General features: G+C 49.1%; 17 protein-coding genes. 4 read left to right on the top strand and 13 right to left on the bottom strand.

All coding sequences use genetic code 11. The annotated features are described in order from the left end of the window. The first annotated feature begins 105 nt into the window (after positions 1 to 105). Both ureA and ureC read left to right on the top strand, forming a co-directional pair. Positions 106 to 750, top strand: coding sequence for an urease subunit gamma (gene ureA, locus AC0VZ8_RS17005; protein WP_475483766.1), 645 nt, complete (start codon positions 106 to 108; stop codon positions 748 to 750). Beyond that, positions 747 to 2,459 carry an urease subunit alpha gene (gene ureC, locus AC0VZ8_RS17000; protein ID WP_475483765.1) on the top strand — a complete coding sequence of 571 codons (1,713 nt, stop codon included), beginning with the start codon at positions 747 to 749 and terminating at the stop codon, positions 2,457 to 2,459. Before ureA ends, ureC begins: the two co-directional genes overlap by 4 nt. A gap of 113 nt (positions 2,460 to 2,572) precedes the next feature. On the opposite strand, the gene AC0VZ8_RS16995 is transcribed toward ureC, so the two are convergent. Continuing rightward, positions 2,573 to 3,646, bottom strand: coding sequence for an acyl-CoA dehydrogenase family protein (locus AC0VZ8_RS16995; protein WP_475483764.1), 1,074 nt, complete (start codon positions 3,644 to 3,646; stop codon positions 2,573 to 2,575). 75 nt (positions 3,647 to 3,721) lie between these two features. Continuing rightward, positions 3,722 to 5,533, bottom strand: coding sequence for a DUF3658 domain-containing protein (locus AC0VZ8_RS16990; protein WP_475483763.1), 1,812 nt, complete (start codon positions 5,531 to 5,533; stop codon positions 3,722 to 3,724). Between the two features lie 228 nt (positions 5,534 to 5,761). Between AC0VZ8_RS16990 and AC0VZ8_RS16985 the strand changes: the two genes are divergently transcribed. After that, positions 5,762 to 7,120, top strand: a complete 1,359-nt coding sequence (locus tag AC0VZ8_RS16985; protein ID WP_475483762.1) for a glycosyltransferase family 2 protein — start codon at positions 5,762 to 5,764, stop codon at positions 7,118 to 7,120. A 202-nt stretch (positions 7,121 to 7,322) separates the two neighbouring features. Here AC0VZ8_RS16985 and AC0VZ8_RS16980 read toward each other — a convergent pair whose 3' ends face one another. Then, positions 7,323 to 7,781, bottom strand: coding sequence for a hypothetical protein (locus AC0VZ8_RS16980; protein ID WP_071220646.1), 459 nt, complete (start codon positions 7,779 to 7,781; stop codon positions 7,323 to 7,325). Between the two features lie 238 nt (positions 7,782 to 8,019). On the opposite strand from AC0VZ8_RS16980, the gene AC0VZ8_RS16975 reads away from it, so the two are divergent. Continuing rightward, complete coding sequence (locus AC0VZ8_RS16975) at positions 8,020 to 10,635, top strand: glycosyltransferase (protein WP_475483761.1); 2,616 nt, start codon at positions 8,020 to 8,022, stop codon at positions 10,633 to 10,635. Between the two features lie 70 nt (positions 10,636 to 10,705). Here AC0VZ8_RS16975 and AC0VZ8_RS16970 read toward each other — a convergent pair whose 3' ends face one another. The 10 genes from AC0VZ8_RS16970 to AC0VZ8_RS16925 all read right to left on the bottom strand — a co-directional run bounded on the left by AC0VZ8_RS16970 (position 10,706) and on the right by AC0VZ8_RS16925 (position 19,144). Next, positions 10,706 to 11,464, bottom strand: coding sequence for a glycosyltransferase (locus tag AC0VZ8_RS16970; protein ID WP_475483760.1), 759 nt, complete (start codon positions 11,462 to 11,464; stop codon positions 10,706 to 10,708). Between the two features lie 17 nt (positions 11,465 to 11,481). Next, entirely contained in the window at positions 11,482 to 12,180 is a 699-nt protein-coding gene (locus AC0VZ8_RS16965) for a galactosyltransferase-related protein (protein WP_475483759.1), read from the bottom strand. 13 nt (positions 12,181 to 12,193) lie between these two features. Next, positions 12,194 to 13,153, bottom strand: a complete 960-nt coding sequence (locus tag AC0VZ8_RS16960; protein ID WP_475483758.1) for a glycosyltransferase family 4 protein — start codon at positions 13,151 to 13,153, stop codon at positions 12,194 to 12,196. Positions 13,154 to 13,362: 209 nt separating this feature from the next. Beyond that, positions 13,363 to 13,872, bottom strand: coding sequence for an NUDIX hydrolase (locus tag AC0VZ8_RS16955; protein WP_475483757.1), 510 nt, complete (start codon positions 13,870 to 13,872; stop codon positions 13,363 to 13,365). Between the two features lie 32 nt (positions 13,873 to 13,904). Beyond that, the gene (locus AC0VZ8_RS16950; protein ID WP_475483756.1) at positions 13,905 to 14,432 is read right to left on the bottom strand and encodes a GNAT family N-acetyltransferase; all 528 of its coding nucleotides are present in this window, start codon (positions 14,430 to 14,432) and stop codon (positions 13,905 to 13,907) included. A 132-nt stretch (positions 14,433 to 14,564) separates the two neighbouring features. Then, positions 14,565 to 15,467, bottom strand: a complete 903-nt coding sequence (locus AC0VZ8_RS16945) for a metal ABC transporter permease (RefSeq protein WP_475483755.1) — start codon at positions 15,465 to 15,467, stop codon at positions 14,565 to 14,567. After that, positions 15,464 to 16,402 (bottom strand): metal ABC transporter permease, encoded by a 939-nt coding sequence (locus tag AC0VZ8_RS16940; RefSeq protein WP_475483754.1) that lies wholly within the window; start codon positions 16,400 to 16,402, stop codon positions 15,464 to 15,466. The genes AC0VZ8_RS16945 and AC0VZ8_RS16940 overlap by 4 nt, the downstream gene beginning before the upstream one ends. Positions 16,403 to 16,405: 3 nt before the next feature. Then, a complete protein-coding gene (locus AC0VZ8_RS16935) occupies positions 16,406 to 17,134 on the bottom strand; it encodes a metal ABC transporter ATP-binding protein (RefSeq protein WP_071220637.1) in 729 nt (242 codons plus the stop codon). A gap of 1 nt (position 17,135) precedes the next feature. Beyond that, positions 17,136 to 18,107: a metal ABC transporter solute-binding protein, Zn/Mn family gene (locus AC0VZ8_RS16930; protein WP_475483753.1), complete on the bottom strand. Its 972-nt coding sequence runs from the start codon at positions 18,105 to 18,107 to the stop codon at positions 17,136 to 17,138. Between the two features lie 440 nt (positions 18,108 to 18,547). Next, positions 18,548 to 19,144 (bottom strand): AAA family ATPase, encoded by a 597-nt coding sequence (locus AC0VZ8_RS16925; RefSeq protein ID WP_475483752.1) that lies wholly within the window; start codon positions 19,142 to 19,144, stop codon positions 18,548 to 18,550. Positions 19,145 to 19,150: the final 6 nt, after the last annotated feature.

Below are 19,150 nucleotides of genomic sequence, written 5' to 3'. Positions count from 1 at the left end.
GTGCTACATTTATCCAAAATAAACACCATTATGCATCATTATTTTTATAACCCCCCTAGATGTGTAATGTATTCTAACAAATTCAATGTAAAAGGAGTGGCTAGGATGCATCTCACTTACCAGGAAAGAGACAAATTATTGCTTTTCCTCGCGTCGGAATTAGCGCAGAAACGGTTAGCCCGCGGGTTGAAATTGAACTACCCGGAAGCGGCCGCACTCATTTCAGGTTATGTTGTTGAAGGAGCTCGTGATGGTAAGTCTGTAGCCGAATTAATGGAAGAAGCGCGTCATGTGCTGTCAGCGGATCAAGTGATGGACGGCGTCGCCCACTTGCTTAGGGAAGTTCAGGTCGAAGCCACCTTTGTGGACGGTACCAAGCTGGTCAGCGTACATGACCCGATTCAAGGCGCGTCAGACGCACCCGGCATTATTGCAGGCGAATACGACCTGCGAGATGAGCCGATTGAGCTGGTGCCCGGCCGCCCTCGCATTATGCGTGAAGTCACCAATAGTGGAGACCGACCGATTCAGGTAGGGTCGCACTTCCATTTTTACGAATGCAATCCCGCCTTGTTATTTGATCGGAACGGCACGCAGGGATACAGGCTAGATATTGCTTCCGGATTGTCGACCAGGTTCGAACCCGGGGAAACCTTGGAGGTCACGCTTGTTCAAATTGGCGGCAGCCAGGAGATTCACGGTTTTGCAGGTTTAACGAACGGAAAAACCAATGGGGTGGTGAGCTTATGACAACAATTGATCGTGCTACCTATGCCAGCATGTACGGACCTACAACTGGGGATCGGGTAAGGCTGGCTGACACCTCCCTCTGGCTGGAGATCGAGAAGGATTATACCGTCTACGGGGATGAATGCGTATTTGGGGGCGGTAAAGTGATACGTGACGGCATGGGACAGCATCCCCTCGCGACCCGCGCGGAAGGCGCCCTGGATCTGGTCATTACGAATGCCATCATTATCGATACTTGGGGAATCGTTAAAGCGGATATCGGGATCAAGGACGGGTTCATCTGCGGTATCGGAAAAGCGGGAAATCCACTCATGATGGATGGGGTCACCGAAGGTATGATTATCGGTGTGAACACCGAAGTTATCTCTGCTGAGAACATGATCGTAACCGCTGGCGGTGTGGATTCGCATGTGCACTTCATTAGTCCACAGCAAGTCGAAATCGCGCTCCAAAGCGGTGTCACTACCTTTGTTGGGGGAGGCACCGGGCCTGCTACGGGAACTCTGGCAACCAATTGTACTTCCGGGGTATGGAATCTGCAGCGGATGCTGCAGGCGACGGATGCTCTTCCGATTAATATGGTGTTTCTGGGCCGCGGGAATAGCAGCCGTCCGGAAGCGCTGGCGGAACAAGTCCATGCAGGTGCGGCCGGACTCAAAATTCACGAAGACTGGGGCAGCACGCCCTATGTGATTGACAAATGCTTAAACGTTGCCGAAGAACTGGATGTGCAGGTTAACATTCATACCGATACACTGAATGAAGCGGGTTTTGTTGAAGACAGCTTGCGCTCCTTTAACGGCCGGGCGATTCATACCTACCATACCGAGGGTGCAGGAGGCGGTCACGCCCCGGATCTGCTGCGGGTAGCATCCATGCCGAATGTCCTCCCCTCCTCAACTAGTCCGACCATGCCCTATACGGTAAATACGGTTGACGAACATCTGGATATGCTGATGATTTGCCATCATCTTGATCCGCGTATTCCGGAGGATGTTGCCTTTGCCGCATCAAGGATCCGGGCAGAGACCATTGGGGCTGAAGATATACTCCATGACATTGGAGCGATCAGCATGACCAGCTCCGATTCACAAGCGATGGGCCGTGTAGGTGAAGTCGCTATCCGCACATGGCAAACGGCGGACAAAATGAAACAACAGCGCGGTTCGCTAGGATCGGATACAAAATCGGACAATTTCCGAATCAAGCGCTACATCGCCAAATACACCATTAACCCTGCCATGACCCATGGTATATCCGATTACGTTGGCTCCATCGAAGTCGGGAAAATGGCCGACCTCGTACTCTGGAAACCCGCCTTCTTCGGAGCCAAGCCGGAGATCGTACTGAAGAGCGGCATGATCGTACACGCGGTCATGGGCGATCCGAACGCTTCTATCGCTACACCGCAGCCTTATATGTATCGGCCGATGTTCGGCAGCTATGGCGGAGCGCAGGCTGCACTAAGCGCAACATTCGTATCCCAGTCCTCCCTGCAGCTGGGCACGCTTGATCCATTAGGATTACGCAAACAGCTACTGCCTGTTCGGAACTGCCGAACCGTAAGAAAGGCCGACCTGGTTCACAATGGTGAGACACCGGAAATTATGGTCGATCCGGTGACTTATGCGGTAACCGTTAACGGTGAGAAGCTGACAAGCGCCCCATCCTCCCACCTGCCTTTATCGCAGCGTTATTTCCTGGTTTAACGAATACGTGAAATAAAATCCTCTCAAATAAAGCGAATGCACATATCTCTGGCTATGCCGAAACATAAAAACCATGAGCTGCTTGGTATGCAGCTCATGGTTTTGCTTCTCCATCAGAAATTTCTTAGCAGCGAATGCGAGCATGCCGTCTGAAGATCCCTCCAGCAGCGATTGATTTCGGCGTCTTCCATCGCAGCGGATAAACCCAACAACGGGAACAACCGCTGGCCGCAGGATAACGCGGTTTGGGCTGCTGCTATGCTGCGGGCGGTTACCTCTACTTCCGTTGCATTCGATATTTCACCATTACGCAGCAGCTCATCCCATGAGCTTTCCACCGTCTTATAAAAATCCGATACGGATAGCTCCAAAGCAGCCTTACGCTCCTCCATCTTGCTGAACACATAAGAAGAGCTACCTCGCTGTGTCGCAAGCGATTCTGCTGCCTCAAGGAAATGCTCGGCGATGCCTGCAGCGACGCCAGCAAAAGATACTTGAGCAAACGGAAGGAAGGGATATTGATAGATCGTTTCGTTCTCATACGCTTGGATTTCCGTAAGGGAGAACGTCATCTCCACCGGCACGAACGCCTCCACAGCGGATATCGTATGACTCGCCGTTGCCCGCAGTCCGAAGGCATTCCAATCCTCCAGAATCTCGATTTGATCAGGATTCAGGATAAAGGATCGAATATGGGACTCGTCCTGGTCCGCAGTCGGTACATCAGCTGCATCTTGTACCGTGGAAGCCGGTTCAATAACTGCATTGGCTGTAAAGGTCGTTGCATAGGTACAACCGCTGCAATACTTCCAGCTGCCGTTCACTATATATCCGCCATCTACCTGTCTTGCCGTACCTGTTGGCATCCCGCTGCCCGCAATCACCGCTTCGCGGTGCGCGAATACGCGGCGGCTCACCTCCCGGCTCATCAGCGCAGCGAAGAATCCTCCACCTGCACCAATCGTAACCAGCCATCCCAGGTTGCCGTCGATCCTGGCACTCTCCTGAAAAATGCGCGCAGCCTCCGGCAGTGAGGTCATTCTTCCTTCAAGCTCATCGGGCACAAACAAGTGAAACAAACGATGATCATAGATTGCTGCCAACACTTCGGGTGTTACTTGTCGACGCTTGTCCATCCCAAGCGCTTGTTCTCTTATCGTTTGAATCTGCTGTGCTGTAAATAACATAACTCCACCGCTTTCCACTTTCATTTCTTAGTCTGAATGATATAACAATTAAGGCCTTGTTCGAATGTGTTTCATCTATTCTATCGGAGCCGTTTCATCGATCTGGGTTAACACCTTCTCCAGGGAACCCATCAAGGATATACGTTGTTCTTGATGATGTTGATACGAACTCATAAAGCCCTCGATTTGAGATTGGATGCTGGTCGTAACAGCTTCTTGGTTGGTGGAAACAGATGCTCCCAGACCCTCTGCATCCAATTGGCGTAGTTCTTCCATGAATCCACTCTCTGCAATGTTAATTTCCATCATCTCATGCAGCAGCGACTTCAGCTTCACGATCTTAGCTAAGCGTTGTTCGTGGCTCCACTGTTCCTCGGGAGTCGATGCATCCACAAGAGATATGCTGTAATTTCGCATGGCATCCAGCTCGCCAGAGTAGGTTAATGCACCTTCCTGTATCAGGTGGCGAACCCGATACTCGATAAAAGAGTCGGAAACGGTTAATTCACCCATGCCGATCACCTCGCCAATAATGCGGGCTGATTTCTTGAAGAACCCATGTCTGGCCTCAAGACGATAAGTTGCTTGCAGAATATCTGCATCATAGTAAGCTTCAGGAACGGTGCACAGCCGCTCGCCTTGAAGGACGCGCAGGAACCCATCGTCGTTTATGAGACCCTGCCAATCCGCACGATAGCCAGCCTGATCCTGCGACGACAATGGAACTTGCTCGGCTGTATCCAGCACCATTTGAAGTTTATCTGAAGACATCTCAAACGTTCCCCGATACCAACTGTTTGGATCTTGCTGACGATGAACGCTTGTCGCATTTACCAATATGACTTCAGGATGATCTGGTATCAGAGACAACAACCTGCGTAAACCTAGCTGTTCCGAAGCGGAATCGCCAGCCCATATCAAGCACGGCATCTCGGTCAGCTGCTGGGGCCAGGTCAGCCAATCGAAGGCGGCTTGCAGCATCGTTAATTTTCTATCTTCCACATGAGCAATGCTGTATCGTTCCTGAAACCACTTATTTCGGGTAGAGAACGAACGGGAGAAATCATGGTCTTTGGGAAGCGGCCCTATCATAAGGTTATCGCCCAATGTAACCACGATCTCTCCCGGTTTCGAGCGCAGCATCATCTTTAACGACCCTGCCGTTGAATCATCGAAGGCAATATGGACACGTGATACATTACGGCGATGAATCGGGGATTCGTGCAGGTAGGCTTCATTCCCCATCGCCCACTCTTTATCGAATAACTGGAGAAAGAGCTCGAGACTCTGATGCTTGCCATCTGCGAGCAGCCTTGCCGATTCCGTATTCATTTTATCCTTCAGCTTCAGAAGCTTTTCATGGAAATGGTTAATGGCCGTGCTCTTGCCCTTTCGATATTCCTCTCGTGTCATATGCTGCCGAAGGGAAATGCATGGATCGTACATGCTTTGTCCCTTCCATCCGGAATAAGCGAAAGTACGGGCAATCCCAATTGCGCCAATCGCATCCAGACGATCAGCATCCTGTACAATTCGTCCTTCCAATGTACGCATGACGCTCCCTGTTCCGCCTGAGAACGACATCGTACTGATAATCTCCAACACGTGCCCCTGGTCGGAAGCTTCCAGACCGGCTTGTTGCAACCAATACTGAACCCGTTCGTAACCCGCTTCCTTCGATTCATTCAGCTTCTCGTCGGCTACATCATGGAGCCATGCTGACAATTCACATATGTATGCATTCGCCCCTTCAAGATAAGCTAGGAGTCGGGCGATGCGGGTGACACGCTGAACATGCCACCAATCATGACCGCTTGCATCCTGTTCGTGCACAGAGCGGGCAAATCCTTGAGCTTGCTGAAGTATTTGACTATGCGTCGAGTTCATCTGATTCGTGTTCCCCCATCTAAAGGTTCAGGCTTTTGCCTCTAGGTTCTATTATTCCCGATTTACCAGAACGTCGCAACTAACAGTATGTTGTAGGCTGTTGTATCCGCCTAGCGCTTGCGGGCATACGATAAACAGGATTGGGTTTAACGAATTGGGTTTAACAACGGCAAAGACAAAGATAAAGATATAGATATAGATATAGATATAGAAAGGAACTGAACGGTTATGCTGGTGTTTATTCTTCCAGGTTCATATCCCCATTTAAGCGAGAATACCGCAGCCTCGATAAAACGCGTTTTCCCCGCTGCCCTTCCTGTGATAATTCCTAGTGAAGAATTGACCGGATCGATCCTGAATGAGACACTTGCCCGGGAGATTAAGCCGTGGTTCATAACGCTCCATGCCGGAGATACTGTCCAGCCTCATGCCAAGGAAGAGATTGAACGTTGGCTGAGGTCCTGTAACGAGTACTCTGCCGGCTATATCATGAATCCAGCTTCGAATATAGATCAGTTGTCACCATCCAGGAACAGATACGTTTCACCTTTACGGATTCCCCGTGGTCCGCTGTTATGGCGCACGAAGACTGTTATGAACGGACAGACACCGGGTTTCAGAACTAGAGAGCAGTTGCCATTCCAGAGGTACGTATTGATCGATAAACAATTCGAGCTATCCACGCGGTATGAATGGACGGAAGTTGATTCCGATGGATTCTTGTACCTTCAACGCCAGGCGCCCGCCTGGATGAAAGAAGCTGAGGAATGGCAGGCCTTATTCCCTCTTCTCGAAGCTGGTGCCCAAGAACAATCACAGCCACCGGATATTGACTGCCCTCCTCTGGTGACTATTGCTTTGTGCACCTATAATGATGGCATTTATCTTCCTTGGGCTGTGCGGTCCGTATTAGCGCAGACCCTCGGGGCATGGGAGCTTGTGATTCTCGATGACGGGTCAACCGATGCAGAGACCGCACATTATCTGATGAGACTGCCTCAGGATCCACGCATTAAGCTGATTCGGCAAGAAGAGAATATAGGCAAATCACGAGCTCTGAACAGAATATTGAATATAGCAAAAGCCCCCTGGTTACTGGAGCTGGATGCCGATGACTGGCTTGCTCCTGATGCGCTGGAGATCCTCCTGAGGGCGGCTGGCAGTCAACAGGATACCGCCGTCGTTTATGCTAATCATACGGAGTGGCTGGAGCGAGCAAATAAACAGCTCGTGTATCAAGGAGTTAAAGCAGCGCCCTCTTCCTTGTCTCCTTATGTGCTGCTGCACGAGGCCCCAGCCGTAGCTCCGCGCATGTTCAATGTTCCCATACTTAAGCAGGTCGATGGCTGGAATCCTCATACTCTCTTTGAAGGGAGATTGTATGAGGATATCGGACAATTAATGAAGCTATCCGGTACACACAAGCTATGCCACGTAGCGGAGGCATTATACCACCGAAGACTAAGAATGACCAGCTTGACGCATCGACACCCCCATCATTACTTGAAATGGAAGAATTCCATTATTGACGAGACCGAAACACTGAAACATGGCAATCCTTCAGAGAGGCAGAATGCGCACGAATGAAATACTCTCATTAAGCACAGTGACCACTTGAGAAGTAGGGATATAATTCGAGCTTACCACTTCCACTGTAATTAATCCGTCTGCTGAGGACCGTAACTGACCTTGCAGAAATTGATTGACCTGAACAACCTCTACCGTTCTGCCCACGAAAGTAGCCAGAATTTCTGAAAAGTCCATTCTATCTGCTTCCTCCCATCTTTTATCAAGCGATAGACAAGAAACTGCGGAGCGGGATTATGACGATACTACCGTTCGGCTCTGCAATCTGAACATAATCTTCTCCAATCGCGATCAGCGTTCCGAATATGGTGCCTGCCGTTGTTTCCACTGTAACCCGGCTGTTCAACCTGCCTCTTAAAAAAGCAATGATGCTGCTGCCTGGACCTGCACCTGGACCCGGACCTACTCCTGGACCTGCACTTGGACCTGCCCCTGGACTTGCTCCACCTCGTAAACCGTTCACCTGCTCTTGAAGCGCATTTAGCCGTTCATTCAATCGAGCAATCTGCAATCGGATTCCTGCAATACTGCGGATGAGCTTTCGACGCAGAGATAAAAATTTACTCCATATCGAATACGAGGTTTTTTTACGCTTTTTCTTTTTTCGGACTGTGATTTCTTTGCATCCCCCATCAAGACTCCTGTTCCAGTATCTCCTCACAAGTGCCCCTCCCTTTGTTTAGTCATTGGTACCTTATGTGAATGCCGGGACAATGGCTACCTGGAAGGTCAAAGATAAGGAAATGGCCTAAATTCCTGGACACCGGAAGCCTGCAATCAGTGGTGCCCTTTCCGATCATTCCCGGTATTTCCCCTTCATCTGGTGTTCTACCCATACAGATATTTGGAATGATACATAGTTTGTTAAATAGACCCTTGCACCAGAGAGGAGGCTAACCTTGAATAAAATCAAGCCTTACCGCCGACGTAAATCCTCAACCCATCGCTCGGCCTTGCGTCAATGGAAACAGCGCCAACTTGCCCTGAAATATATCCGGAGGAAGCGCTCCGCTCCACCTTCAACTCCTGCGTACACATTACCAATGACATACCCGCGATCCATACAACTAATGGAACAGGCACCTGTCCAGGCCGTGGACGTATGCATGCCCGCTGGCGAGCAGCCCGAGCCCGGTACGATGCTGTTGTACGACATCATGCGGTTTCCCGTCATTGATTGGCAGTTCCGATGGCAGCGCCCACAGCAAATGTCAGAGCAATTCGCTCAGCAGGGGCATCGAGTGTTCTACGTAAATCCCGAGATTGTGGGGTTAGGAAAAGAGGAAGCGTCAAGAGAAGAAATCAGCCGTCATGTTAAAGTTAAAAATATTGATCGTAATATATGGCTAGTCACCTTGTGCGCCAATCAGCCTTTGAATTTGTACCAGGATCGAATGGAATATTGGGATATCCAGTATTTGAAGTGGTCGGTAGAGCATATAAGGGATAAATTTGGATTATCCCAACTGGTCTCCATCGTGGATCTTCCATTCTGGACTCCTCTCGTTACCGCTATGGATCAGCATCATATCGTCTACGACTGCATGGATCATCATGCCGGTTTCTCAACGAACGACAAGACGATGCTCCTGCTGGAAGAACAGCTGCTGCAAGAAGCAGGGCTCGTGGTAACAACCTCCCAGCATCTGCATGACTGGGCCTCCCAGTACAATCCTTCGGCGGTACTTATCCGCAATGCAGCAGATACTGCTCACTTCTCGAAGCCGCCTGATGAGGCGCTGCCAGAGCTTGAGTCTATTGATCAGCCGATAATTGGTTACTACGGGGCAATATCCGACTGGTTTGACATTCAGCTGATGGAGTCACTCGCCAGAAATCGGTCGGATTGGACGTTTGTCCTCATTGGAAATACTTTCGGCTGTGACACCTCGGGGATCGAGGGACTGAGTAACGTATTATTGCTAGGTGAGAAGCCGTACCATGAACTCCCTGCTTATCTGCATCGCTTCCAGGTCGCTTTAATTCCGTTCAAGAAGAACGAGCTGACGCAAGCTACCAATCCAGTTAAGCTGTACGAATATTTGGCAGCCGGCAAGCCGGTCATCTCTACGGAACTTCCTGAAGTGAAAACCGTTGCAGATCACCTGGTCAAGATTGCGGATACTCCCACGCAATTTGAAGAGGCGATTGAAGCTGCCCTTCTACAGTCCGAGCACAACGTCATTGAACAGCGCCAGCAGTTTGCAGAGCTTAACAATTGGGATCATCGATATGAAGTGCTCCATGGTGATATCGTGCAGTACCTGTTCCCCAAAGTCAGTGTAATCCTGGTTGTTCATAATAACTGGTCTTATACACAGCAATGCCTTCATCGACTCCTTCAACCGGGTCATTATCCGAACCTGGAGATAATCATCGCTGATAATGCCTCAAATGATCAGACATCCGCCTATCTCAGGAGTCAAAATCATCCGCTGATCAAAGTGATCACCTCCCCTACGAATCTCGGTTTTGCCGCTGGCAACACGCTGGGATGCGCGCAATCAAGCGGAGAATTTATCATTCTGCTCAATAATGATACGCTTGTTCCGGATGGAAGCTGGATCTCGCGCCTGCTGAGACCTTTTCAGAAAGACGAAATGTTAGCTATGACGGGTCCGATGTCTAATCACGTGGGGAACGATCAAGCGTTGGATCATTTTATAGGGGATGCTGTTCAAGGCGCTCATCCCCGCTGGCTTAGCGAATTCTACGAGCGTTACCGGCGAAGATACCGTTATACCGATCTGCTTGGATTTTTCTGTGTAGCCATTAGACGGAATGTATGGGAACGTGTGGGGACACTGGATCCCGCTTATGGGCTCGGGATGTTTGAAGACGATGATTATTGTGAACGTGTCCGGAACGCAGGGTACCGCCTGGCCATCGTGGAAGACGCCTTTGTTTATCATCACGGGAGCGTTACGATCAAGAAGCTTAAGAATCATGTCTATAACGAGTTATGGAATAAGAATAAATCCTATTATGAACAAAAATGGAACAAACCGTGGAGGTCGCCAAAAGGACCGGATAGCATTTTTCATATGGTAGATCGTCCGGATGAAATCGCGTCCAGAGTCAATCAAGCCGGAACAAAAGTGGTGCTGGTGCTCGGTCTTACCGTTTGGGAGACCAATTCCAGACGCTGGCAGCAGATTGTGAAGGGTTTGAGCGAGAACGAGAAACTGCTAGTCATTGTGTACACCCATGTATATCATGGCCATCTCATCGTAGGAACCCGAAAAATAGGCCCGCGGCTGTATTTTACAAACCGGATTGATCTGTTCTCTGAGGTTCGATTTGATCAAGTCGTTTATTGCGGCTCTACAGATGTCCACTCGCAGGTCCACTCCGATCATTATTGGGTGGATTCCCTAAGCTATCATGAACAGCAGCTCAATTCCTTGCTAACTCAAATATCCAATCTGCAGGTATTGGACCGGGTCGGGGTAACTCAAGCTGTCAGCCACTTATGCTCGTCTGTCCACGCTGCAACAGAAATGACAACGGAATAATAAAAGCAACCCCTTCAAGATGACTGATTCTACAATCAGGTCATGGAGGGGTTATTTCTTGATTATTCGGTTAAGATCCTAAAGAATCCCGCCGATTTAGATAGTTCATGATAACCTCAGGATGCACGCCCTCATAAGGCTTTGTGATGATATCATAGGCTTCAGGCTTGAATGTCCAATCCGGCTGTCCGAGATTCATCTGCACATTGACATCCCCTCGGCGGTTATCATTGAACTTGATTTTGTTGCCAAGTGCATAGTGGTAGTGATACACGTTCACATCGCATCGCCCGCGGGGGATACTCCAAATACTCCGGCCTTCCGCAGCTTCCAGCGTGCAGTGATGCTTCTCATCACGATAGCGTATTCCTTGCTTGGCCCTCCACATTCGGGTGATATCGTTTGACCAGCGTTCATCACCGGGACTATTCACCCGGATCGTCCATGGATCCCCCCAGAAATTAACGAAGGGAAACTGATAAATATCCACACCTGATCGGTTCATGAGCTCCGGCAAAACATCAGCGAATCGATCATCCATCAGTTCGTCGATATCCAGATTCATGATCCAGTCTCCTTGGGCCTGATCAATCAAAAAATTACGGACCACGGATTCGTTCCAATCCTCGGTGTATGGCATTCCGCTCTGCTGGACATGGAACAGTCGAATCGCATAGCGCTGCTGAAGGCGCTCGATTTCCTCAATGGTCCCGTCGGTACTGCCGCCGTCGGCAATGATAATCTCATCCGCGTAACGGATCGCACTTTCTATATACAATGGAACGAAGGTGATTTCATTTAATACCGGTACAATTACTGACAGCCTCATAAGCTATTCGCCCCTCCTTATTGAGAAGATGGTTCCTGAATCAATAGCCGCATCTCTTCCTGATTGCCGCGCGCCTTTAGATAGCGCAGATACAGCGCATAATTGGAATCGTAATTGGGATTCCCGTCAGGTCCTACGAATGGATGCCAAAAATGAACCATTTCCCCTTCCAGGCGGATATGGTGGCCGACCAAGGTATCCAGCGCATAGGCAAAAGCCTCATCTTCCCCGCCCCAACCGACAAATCGTTCATCATATCCTCCTACCGTTTCATAGGCTTCGCGGCCAAGCACATTAAATCCGCCAACAAATGCGGTCGCCTGCTCCGCGGCAGTTTCAGTTTTAACGGTCAATGGCCATATGTTTTCTTGCTGCAGCAGCAAATGCGATATTTCTTTGGATAAACGAAGGATCCGGCTGAAGGGAATCACCCACTGCCCGCTGTTCACGTAAGTAATGGATTTCCTCAACAGATTCGGGTCGTATACAATATCGCTATCCGCAATCACGATAATGTCTTTGGTAGCCTGGTGATACGCACGATTGATCGCCCTGGATCTGCTGAAGAGCTCCCTTGCGTCCGCTATTTCGCCTACACATACCTCGACTTCCGGCATCATCCGTGCGTAGAAGCCCAATACCCACTCAAACGCTGTATCTCTGGGGCCATTTCCATCCGATTGATACGGAATCAGCACGGATACTCGATCTAACACAGGCTCCCCTCCTTCACGACTGCCTCTCCCATTGGAATAACGCCCTTAACCAGCGCTCTATCACTTGTTCTATTGTCCAATATGACTCAATGTAGTGCCTGCACTGCTGTCCGATGTCAGCCAGCTTACGCCGCTGTCCCATCCATTGATCGATCAGGTTGATAAAATCCTCCGGATTGTCACTGTCCAAGATCAAGCCGTGTGCATCCGGATGAGCGGCAGCCTTAATGTTACCCACATTTGATCCTAACACGGGTACCCCGCATGCGTAGGCCTCCAGTGCAGGAGCTGCGCTGCCCTCATTTGCCGAAGTGATGAGCAGCAGGTCCAGCTGATGATAAAATTTAGGCATCTCTTCATAGGAGTAAGCTCCGGCTGTTTCAATAAATCGAATCCGTTCATCTTGGCCGAAATGGTCACGGATCAGCTTATATAATGTAGCGTAATTTTTGGATCGTTTCGCAGGATCTCCAGCCCAGCCTATGACAAACGGAGCACTACCCCTGCTCAATACCATGGATGGTTGGAATAACCGATGGTCTACAAAATGCCCGATATATTCCACGTTAGCCTCCGGAGCCACCTGTCTAAGCACTTGGGTCAGCTGTTGGTTCATCGCACCGATTACGCCGATTCGGGGAATGACCAGCCTGAGAAACTCCGGGTCGGGGATCAGTTCGTCACCGATCCATTCGCGAAAGGTTTCGTAATTCTGACTGAAATAATAATAAGAGACCGCTGCCGAGGCATCGATACGAATATGCTTGAAAATACAATAGGCTGCGATTCCCAAGCACATTGCACCGATTCGGTCATAGGCTTGATTGATATCATCGCTGCTGTGCTGTTCCAGAAACCGATCCAATTCCCCGATGGACATCAGATCCAGGGATGGGTGAAACTGTTGAATGACCTTTGCATGTTTACCTAAAATCCACCACTCCACATCATAGATCAGCAGATGCCTTCCCATGGGACGAACACTCCTTTATGCTCATAGTGAATTATATTCGTTCCAAGGCCGCCAAGTTTGTCACCGCGGCATAAATGATGAATTTGTCCATAATTCACGAAAAAAAGAGCCGTCTCATACAGATAAGTTCTGTATCGGCACGGCTCTTCGTACGGATTGTAGTTCATGGTGGATCGAGATCGACTTATACTCTTTTATCCACGATATGCTTAATTATTCTGAATAAATCCCTGGAGCAAACCTTGCATTATCGCAAAGACCAGCTCGGAGTCCTGAAGCTCATTCTCCTTAATCCGGTGCAGGCATTCCTTTACGCTCATTCTTACTAGGTCGATGTCCTCGTATCCCTCGAGCTGCTGATCCGCTTGACTGATTACCTCATCCGTGTAAAAAACATGGGCAATCTCATTGCATCTCCAGGACGCCGGATAGAGCTTGCCCAGATAATGAAGCTTGCCGCAGGTGCAGCCCGTTTCCTCCAGCATCTCACGGCGTGCTGCCGATTCCAGATCCTCTTCCTCGCTTACGCCACCACCGGGTAACTGAATGACGTAGTCATCCACGGCGGCGCGATATTGACGGATCAACAGCAGTTGATCGCCATGCTTAGCCAGAACAACAACGGACACATGATTCTCTTTCGTATAATACACTTTACCTGACGCTTCCTCGTAAATCGAAATTCCGTTATGACGGATCAACAATTTGGTATTATCCATGCAAGCAGAAGCTCCTTAACCATATGATAGATTTAAACTTCGAATTCATCTTTGAGGATGGAGAATAAATAGGAATCATGGTAAGCCCCTTTAAACCATAGATGCTGACGAAGATGCCCTTCCTGCTTCATTCCGATATGGCGCATTACCGCAGCTGACCCGATGTTTCCCGGCCTGCAGGTGGCGTATATCCGATGAACTCCGAGCTCCTTAAAACCAAAACGGCACATGACGCTAGCAGCTTCCGAAGCATAACCCTGTCGCCAATAGGCGGAATTCAAGCAGTACCCAAGCTCTGCGTTTGTCTTGGATCGGTGAAGACCTACACCGCCGATTAACTGGCCGCTATCTTTTAGCACGATCGCCAGTTCATAGCTGTCACGGGGGCTCTGCTCTTTCATTTGGTGGATTTCCTTTAAATATTCTAAAGTTTCCTCTTCCGTATTCGGTCCCCACATCGTATACTCGGTCACTAATGGGTCAGAGGCGTAGGCATGTATGCTGGCAAAATCCTCCTCCTCAAAATCCCGGATCAGCAGTCTTGTTGACTCTATCTGCATATGTACTCCCTCCTTTGAAGTAACCTTCTTCACTACACGGCATTAATTCCTGATTATACCACACCCCAGGTTTTGGAAGACAAAAAGAAGCCTGGGCATCTCATCGCCCAAGCTTCATGCAGCATCCTTATTTCAGGATACACCGTCCAGTTTCTCTTCACTGCCATGCGTATTAAATTTATGAAGATAGCGGGAGAGCACGCCATGTCTCGGAGAGAACAGGAAGCTGAGAATAAACACAATTCCGGTAGCAAATGCCATAGAGCCTGAGATGGAGGTGTCCAGCCATAACGCGACATAGTAACCCAGGAATGCAGAAATGACACCGAATGCACCGCTTAACACCAGCATGATGGAGAGTTTATCCGTCCATAGATAGGCTGCTGCGGCAGGTGTTATAAGCATAGCCACCACCATGATCGCTCCCACGGCATCAAACGATGCAACCGTCGTGATGGAGACCAGCGACATAAATACATAGTGCATGAGCACGACAGGAATACCGATACTGGCCGCCAAAGCCGGATCAAAGGACGTAATCTTCCATTCCTTATAGAACGCCAGGATGACGATCAGTACAACGAGGAGCACGGCTGCCAGCATGAAGGTAGCTTTGGGTACCTCCCCTAACAGAGGAACGTGCATCACATCCCAAGGCACAAACGTAATCTCACCCATGAGGGCATGCTTGGTATCCAGGTGGGCATTGCCAACCTGGGTTGCAATCAGGATGACGCCAATCGCAAACAAGGTTGTAAATACAACACCGATGGAAGCATCCTGCTGAACGCCCCGGGAATGAAACCATTGAACGAGGACTGCCGTCAGCAAACCGGCAATAATCGCACCGATCAGCATATGAGGTCCGCTTAATTCTCTTGTGATGATAAAAGCCGTTACGATCCCAAGCAGCACAGTATGACTGATAGCATCGGCCATCATCGCCATTCTGCGCAGTATCAGGAACACGCCAACGATACCGCAAGATAATCCGACGAGAGAAGCCGTTAGCAATATCCATCCTGTATAGGTCATTGATTGCTCCCCCTTTCGGACAACCGCGGACTTAGAACCGATGGGTTATTGGAGTCCATATGTTCTTTTTTCTGAGAGCGGAGCTGCAGCGCCTGGATTAGCAGTCCTTTCTCGGCACCGAAGACCAGAGAAACCGTGAACAATACGGAAGAGGCGACAACGATAAACGGTCCTGTAGGCCATCCTTTTCCGATCGTGCTGACCAAGGTGCCGACAAACCCGGAGCCGCCTCCGAATATTGCCGACAAAATGACCATCATTCTAAAGGATTGAGTCCAATATCTTGCGCTTACGGCAGGTATGATCAGCATGGCCGCCATCAAAATGACGCCAACAGCCTGTATACCAATGACTATGACAAGAACAAGCACCCCCATATAGAGGGAATTCATCAGACGGCTATTCATCCCTAATCCCCGGGCAAAATCGGGATCAAACAGAAACAGCTTCCATTCCTTAAAGCCAATCGAGACAACCAGAATAACTAAAACAGCCAGAATGAGCATCGTAAAAACATCCTTACGAACCATGGATGCAGCCTGACCGAAAATAAAGTTATCCAGTCCGCTCTGATTCCCGCCCGCTGTTCGGTTCACAATGGTAAGCAGCATAATGCCCAGTCCGAAAAATACGGATAGAATCATGCCCATGGCCGTATCTTCCTTAATGCGGCTGGAAGTACGGATCCACTGGATCATCCAGGCTCCGATTAAGGCGCTGACAGCAGCTCCGAGTATCATCACCAGCAGATTCTTGCTTCCGGTCAATGCAAATGCAACCACGACACCGGGAAGAGCCGCATGAGACAATGCGTCACTCATCAAACTTTGCCGCTTCCAATAGGCGAGACAGCCGATCATGCCGGCTGCCATGCCCAGAATTAATGTGCTCAATAGCACCCATTGCGTGTTCGGAGATAATAATGAATTCAGCATGCGTTACGCCTCCTTCATCCAGCGAAGCGAACCGCCGTAGGCGCGGTATACATGTTCCTTCGTGAATACATCTTCCGTCTTCCCATGCGCAATGACCGTACGGTTCAGAAGCAGCACATGGTCGAAATAATCCTCAACCGTTTGCAGATCATGATGGACCACCATGACCGTTTTACCGGCCATTTTCAGATCCTTCAGCGTGGTCATAATCGCCCGCTCGGTTGCCGCATCAACACCAGCTAACGGTTCATCCATGAAATAGAGGTCGGCATCCTGGACAAGCGCCCTAGCGAGGAATACGCGCTGCTGCTGTCCGCCGGAGAGCTGGCTGATCTGGCGGTCGGCAAAGTCCGCCATACCCATTTGATCCAGCGATGCCATCGCTTTTTCCTTATGGCTCTTGTTCGGTCGTTTCAGCCAGCCCACCCGGCCGTATAGACCCATCATGACAACATCCAGTGCATCGGTCGGGAAATCCCAATCCACGGATCCGCGCTGCGGCACATAGCCGACACGGGTCTTGGTTTTGCTTAAGCTTGATCCAAAGAATGACACATTCCCGGACAGCTTGGGGTGAAGCTCCAGCATGACCTTTAACAGCGTTGATTTACCGGCGCCGTTTGGCCCGACAATGCTGGTTAAAGAGCCTTGTTCCACATGAAAGGAGACATGGTGGAGCACTTTATTTTTACGATAGGATGCATTAAGGTCTTGAACTTGAAGTACAGACATGTTATTCACCACTTCCTGTTAATGCATGATAGATGGTTTCGACATTATGACGATACATTCCGACATAAGTTCCTTCCGTTGTTCCCGCTTCGCCCATGGCATCGGAGAAAAGCTCTCCTCCAAGCTTTATATCCTGCCCATTCTTGGCAGCACCTTCAATAACGGCATTAATGGAAGCTGGATTGACGCTGCTCTCAACGAATACGGCAGGCACCTTGTGCTGCAGCAGGATATCGATTGTTCCGTTAATGTCCGAGAGGCCGATTTCATCCTCCGTACTCAATCCTTGCAGTCCAACTACCTCCAGACCATGCAAGCGGCCGAAATACCCAAAGGCATCATGAGCGGTAACCATCACCCGCTGTTCTTCCGGAATTTGACTCAACTTATCCTTGGCCTCGGCTTTCAATTCATCCAGCTGGGCAAAATACTTCTGCTTGTTCTCTTCAAAAAAGTCAGCATCATTCGGAGCAAGGGACTTCAGCTCCTCTACAGCCGAATCCAAAGACACTTTCCACAAATCGATGTCAAACCACACATGGGGATCAATGGCCTGTGTATCATCCTGCAGCAATTGATCCTTCGGGATGGCATCTGCAATCGCCAGTACAGGTTTGTTCTTACCGATCTGTTCGAATATTTCCGTCATGTTGCCTTCGAGATGAAGCCCGCTATAGAAAATAACATCGCCACTATCCAGTTTCTTGATGTCGCCTTGGGTAGCATTATATAAATGCGGATCGACGCCAGGCCCCATCAAGCTCAGTACCTCGACCCGATCTCCCCCTATAACGGAGATGGGTTCCGCAATCTGTCCAATGGTTGTAACCACTCGGATTTTCTTATCCCCTTGTTCACCCGCTGTTCCTTCCAGCTTCACTTCTCCCGAAGCGCACGCGGTTAACACCAGCAGCAAACTCAGAATGGCGGCTGCCCCTAATAATATCCTGTTTCTTCTAGTCCTCTTCTTCATCTTCTTCTCCTCCACTCCACATCAATAATGAGTTTGCTCAATCCTTAGACGATCCCGGACATTCTCCAACCTCGTCCTGCCTTGATCCAATTATTTTGCTCTAATGCAACTTTAGTTCCTATGTACAAAAAATAATCCATCTTTAAGATTTTGTCAATGGAATTTTATATTTTTTCAGATCTCCTTCTAATGGGTTTCTCCATTTCTTCTTGATTTCATTGAGAATATTCGTACATATATAGCTTGTTTTTCGTTAAGGAAAAATATTTAGCTGCATATAAAATATTTTGGGTGTGAGATTTTCTGTTACCTTACAGACAGAAAAAGACGACTTCCCAATATGAGAAATCGTCTTTTCTTTAGTTATATTCCCGCTATCGCTAAAACTCTACACTACGAACTTTCGAATAAACCCTCAAATGTCATAATCCATCCACTTGTTATCCAAAAAATCGGATGTGCGCAAATTTGGTTTTGATTCGATCGAGTTTCTTCTTGGCGGAGCTGCGATGATCAGGCATCAGCTTCACATTTGCCAAAGCACCGATCGTTTCGACCACTTCATCGATCGATAGATGATCCGTGTCGATATGATGCTGAAACACTTCATTCGAGAATCCGCTGATACACCGGTCAATTTGTTGTGCGGCCCATGAATTTGAACCTTCTCCTCTGCTCCGCAGCCGTCTAAGGAGCACTTCCTTGGAAGCGCACAATGTAAAATGCTCTACTTTCACGCCATCAAGTCTCAAATTACCAACGATTTCATCGAAATATTCCGCGTTTGTAATGGTCATCGGAGCAATGATCAATTGATCCGATTCCTGGTCCATATACTTAAACATGGAGTAATTAAACTCCCTCCACATCGGATAATGCTGAAAGTCATCGCGTTTGGCATCTCTTGGCACATTATCGCGAATGAAGTAACCTGCATTTTCCGGATCGTACACGTACGAGTTCGGGATTCTTCGCTGAAGCTCATGCGCAGCCTGGGTCTTCCCCGAACCGAATGCGCCGTTAACCCATATAATCATTGAGGA

This window comes from Paenibacillus sp. QJM3NY_38 (assembly GCF_056173265.1).
The sequence above is the reverse complement of the archived record's forward strand: the minus strand, read 5'-3'. Positions and strand labels throughout refer to the sequence as shown.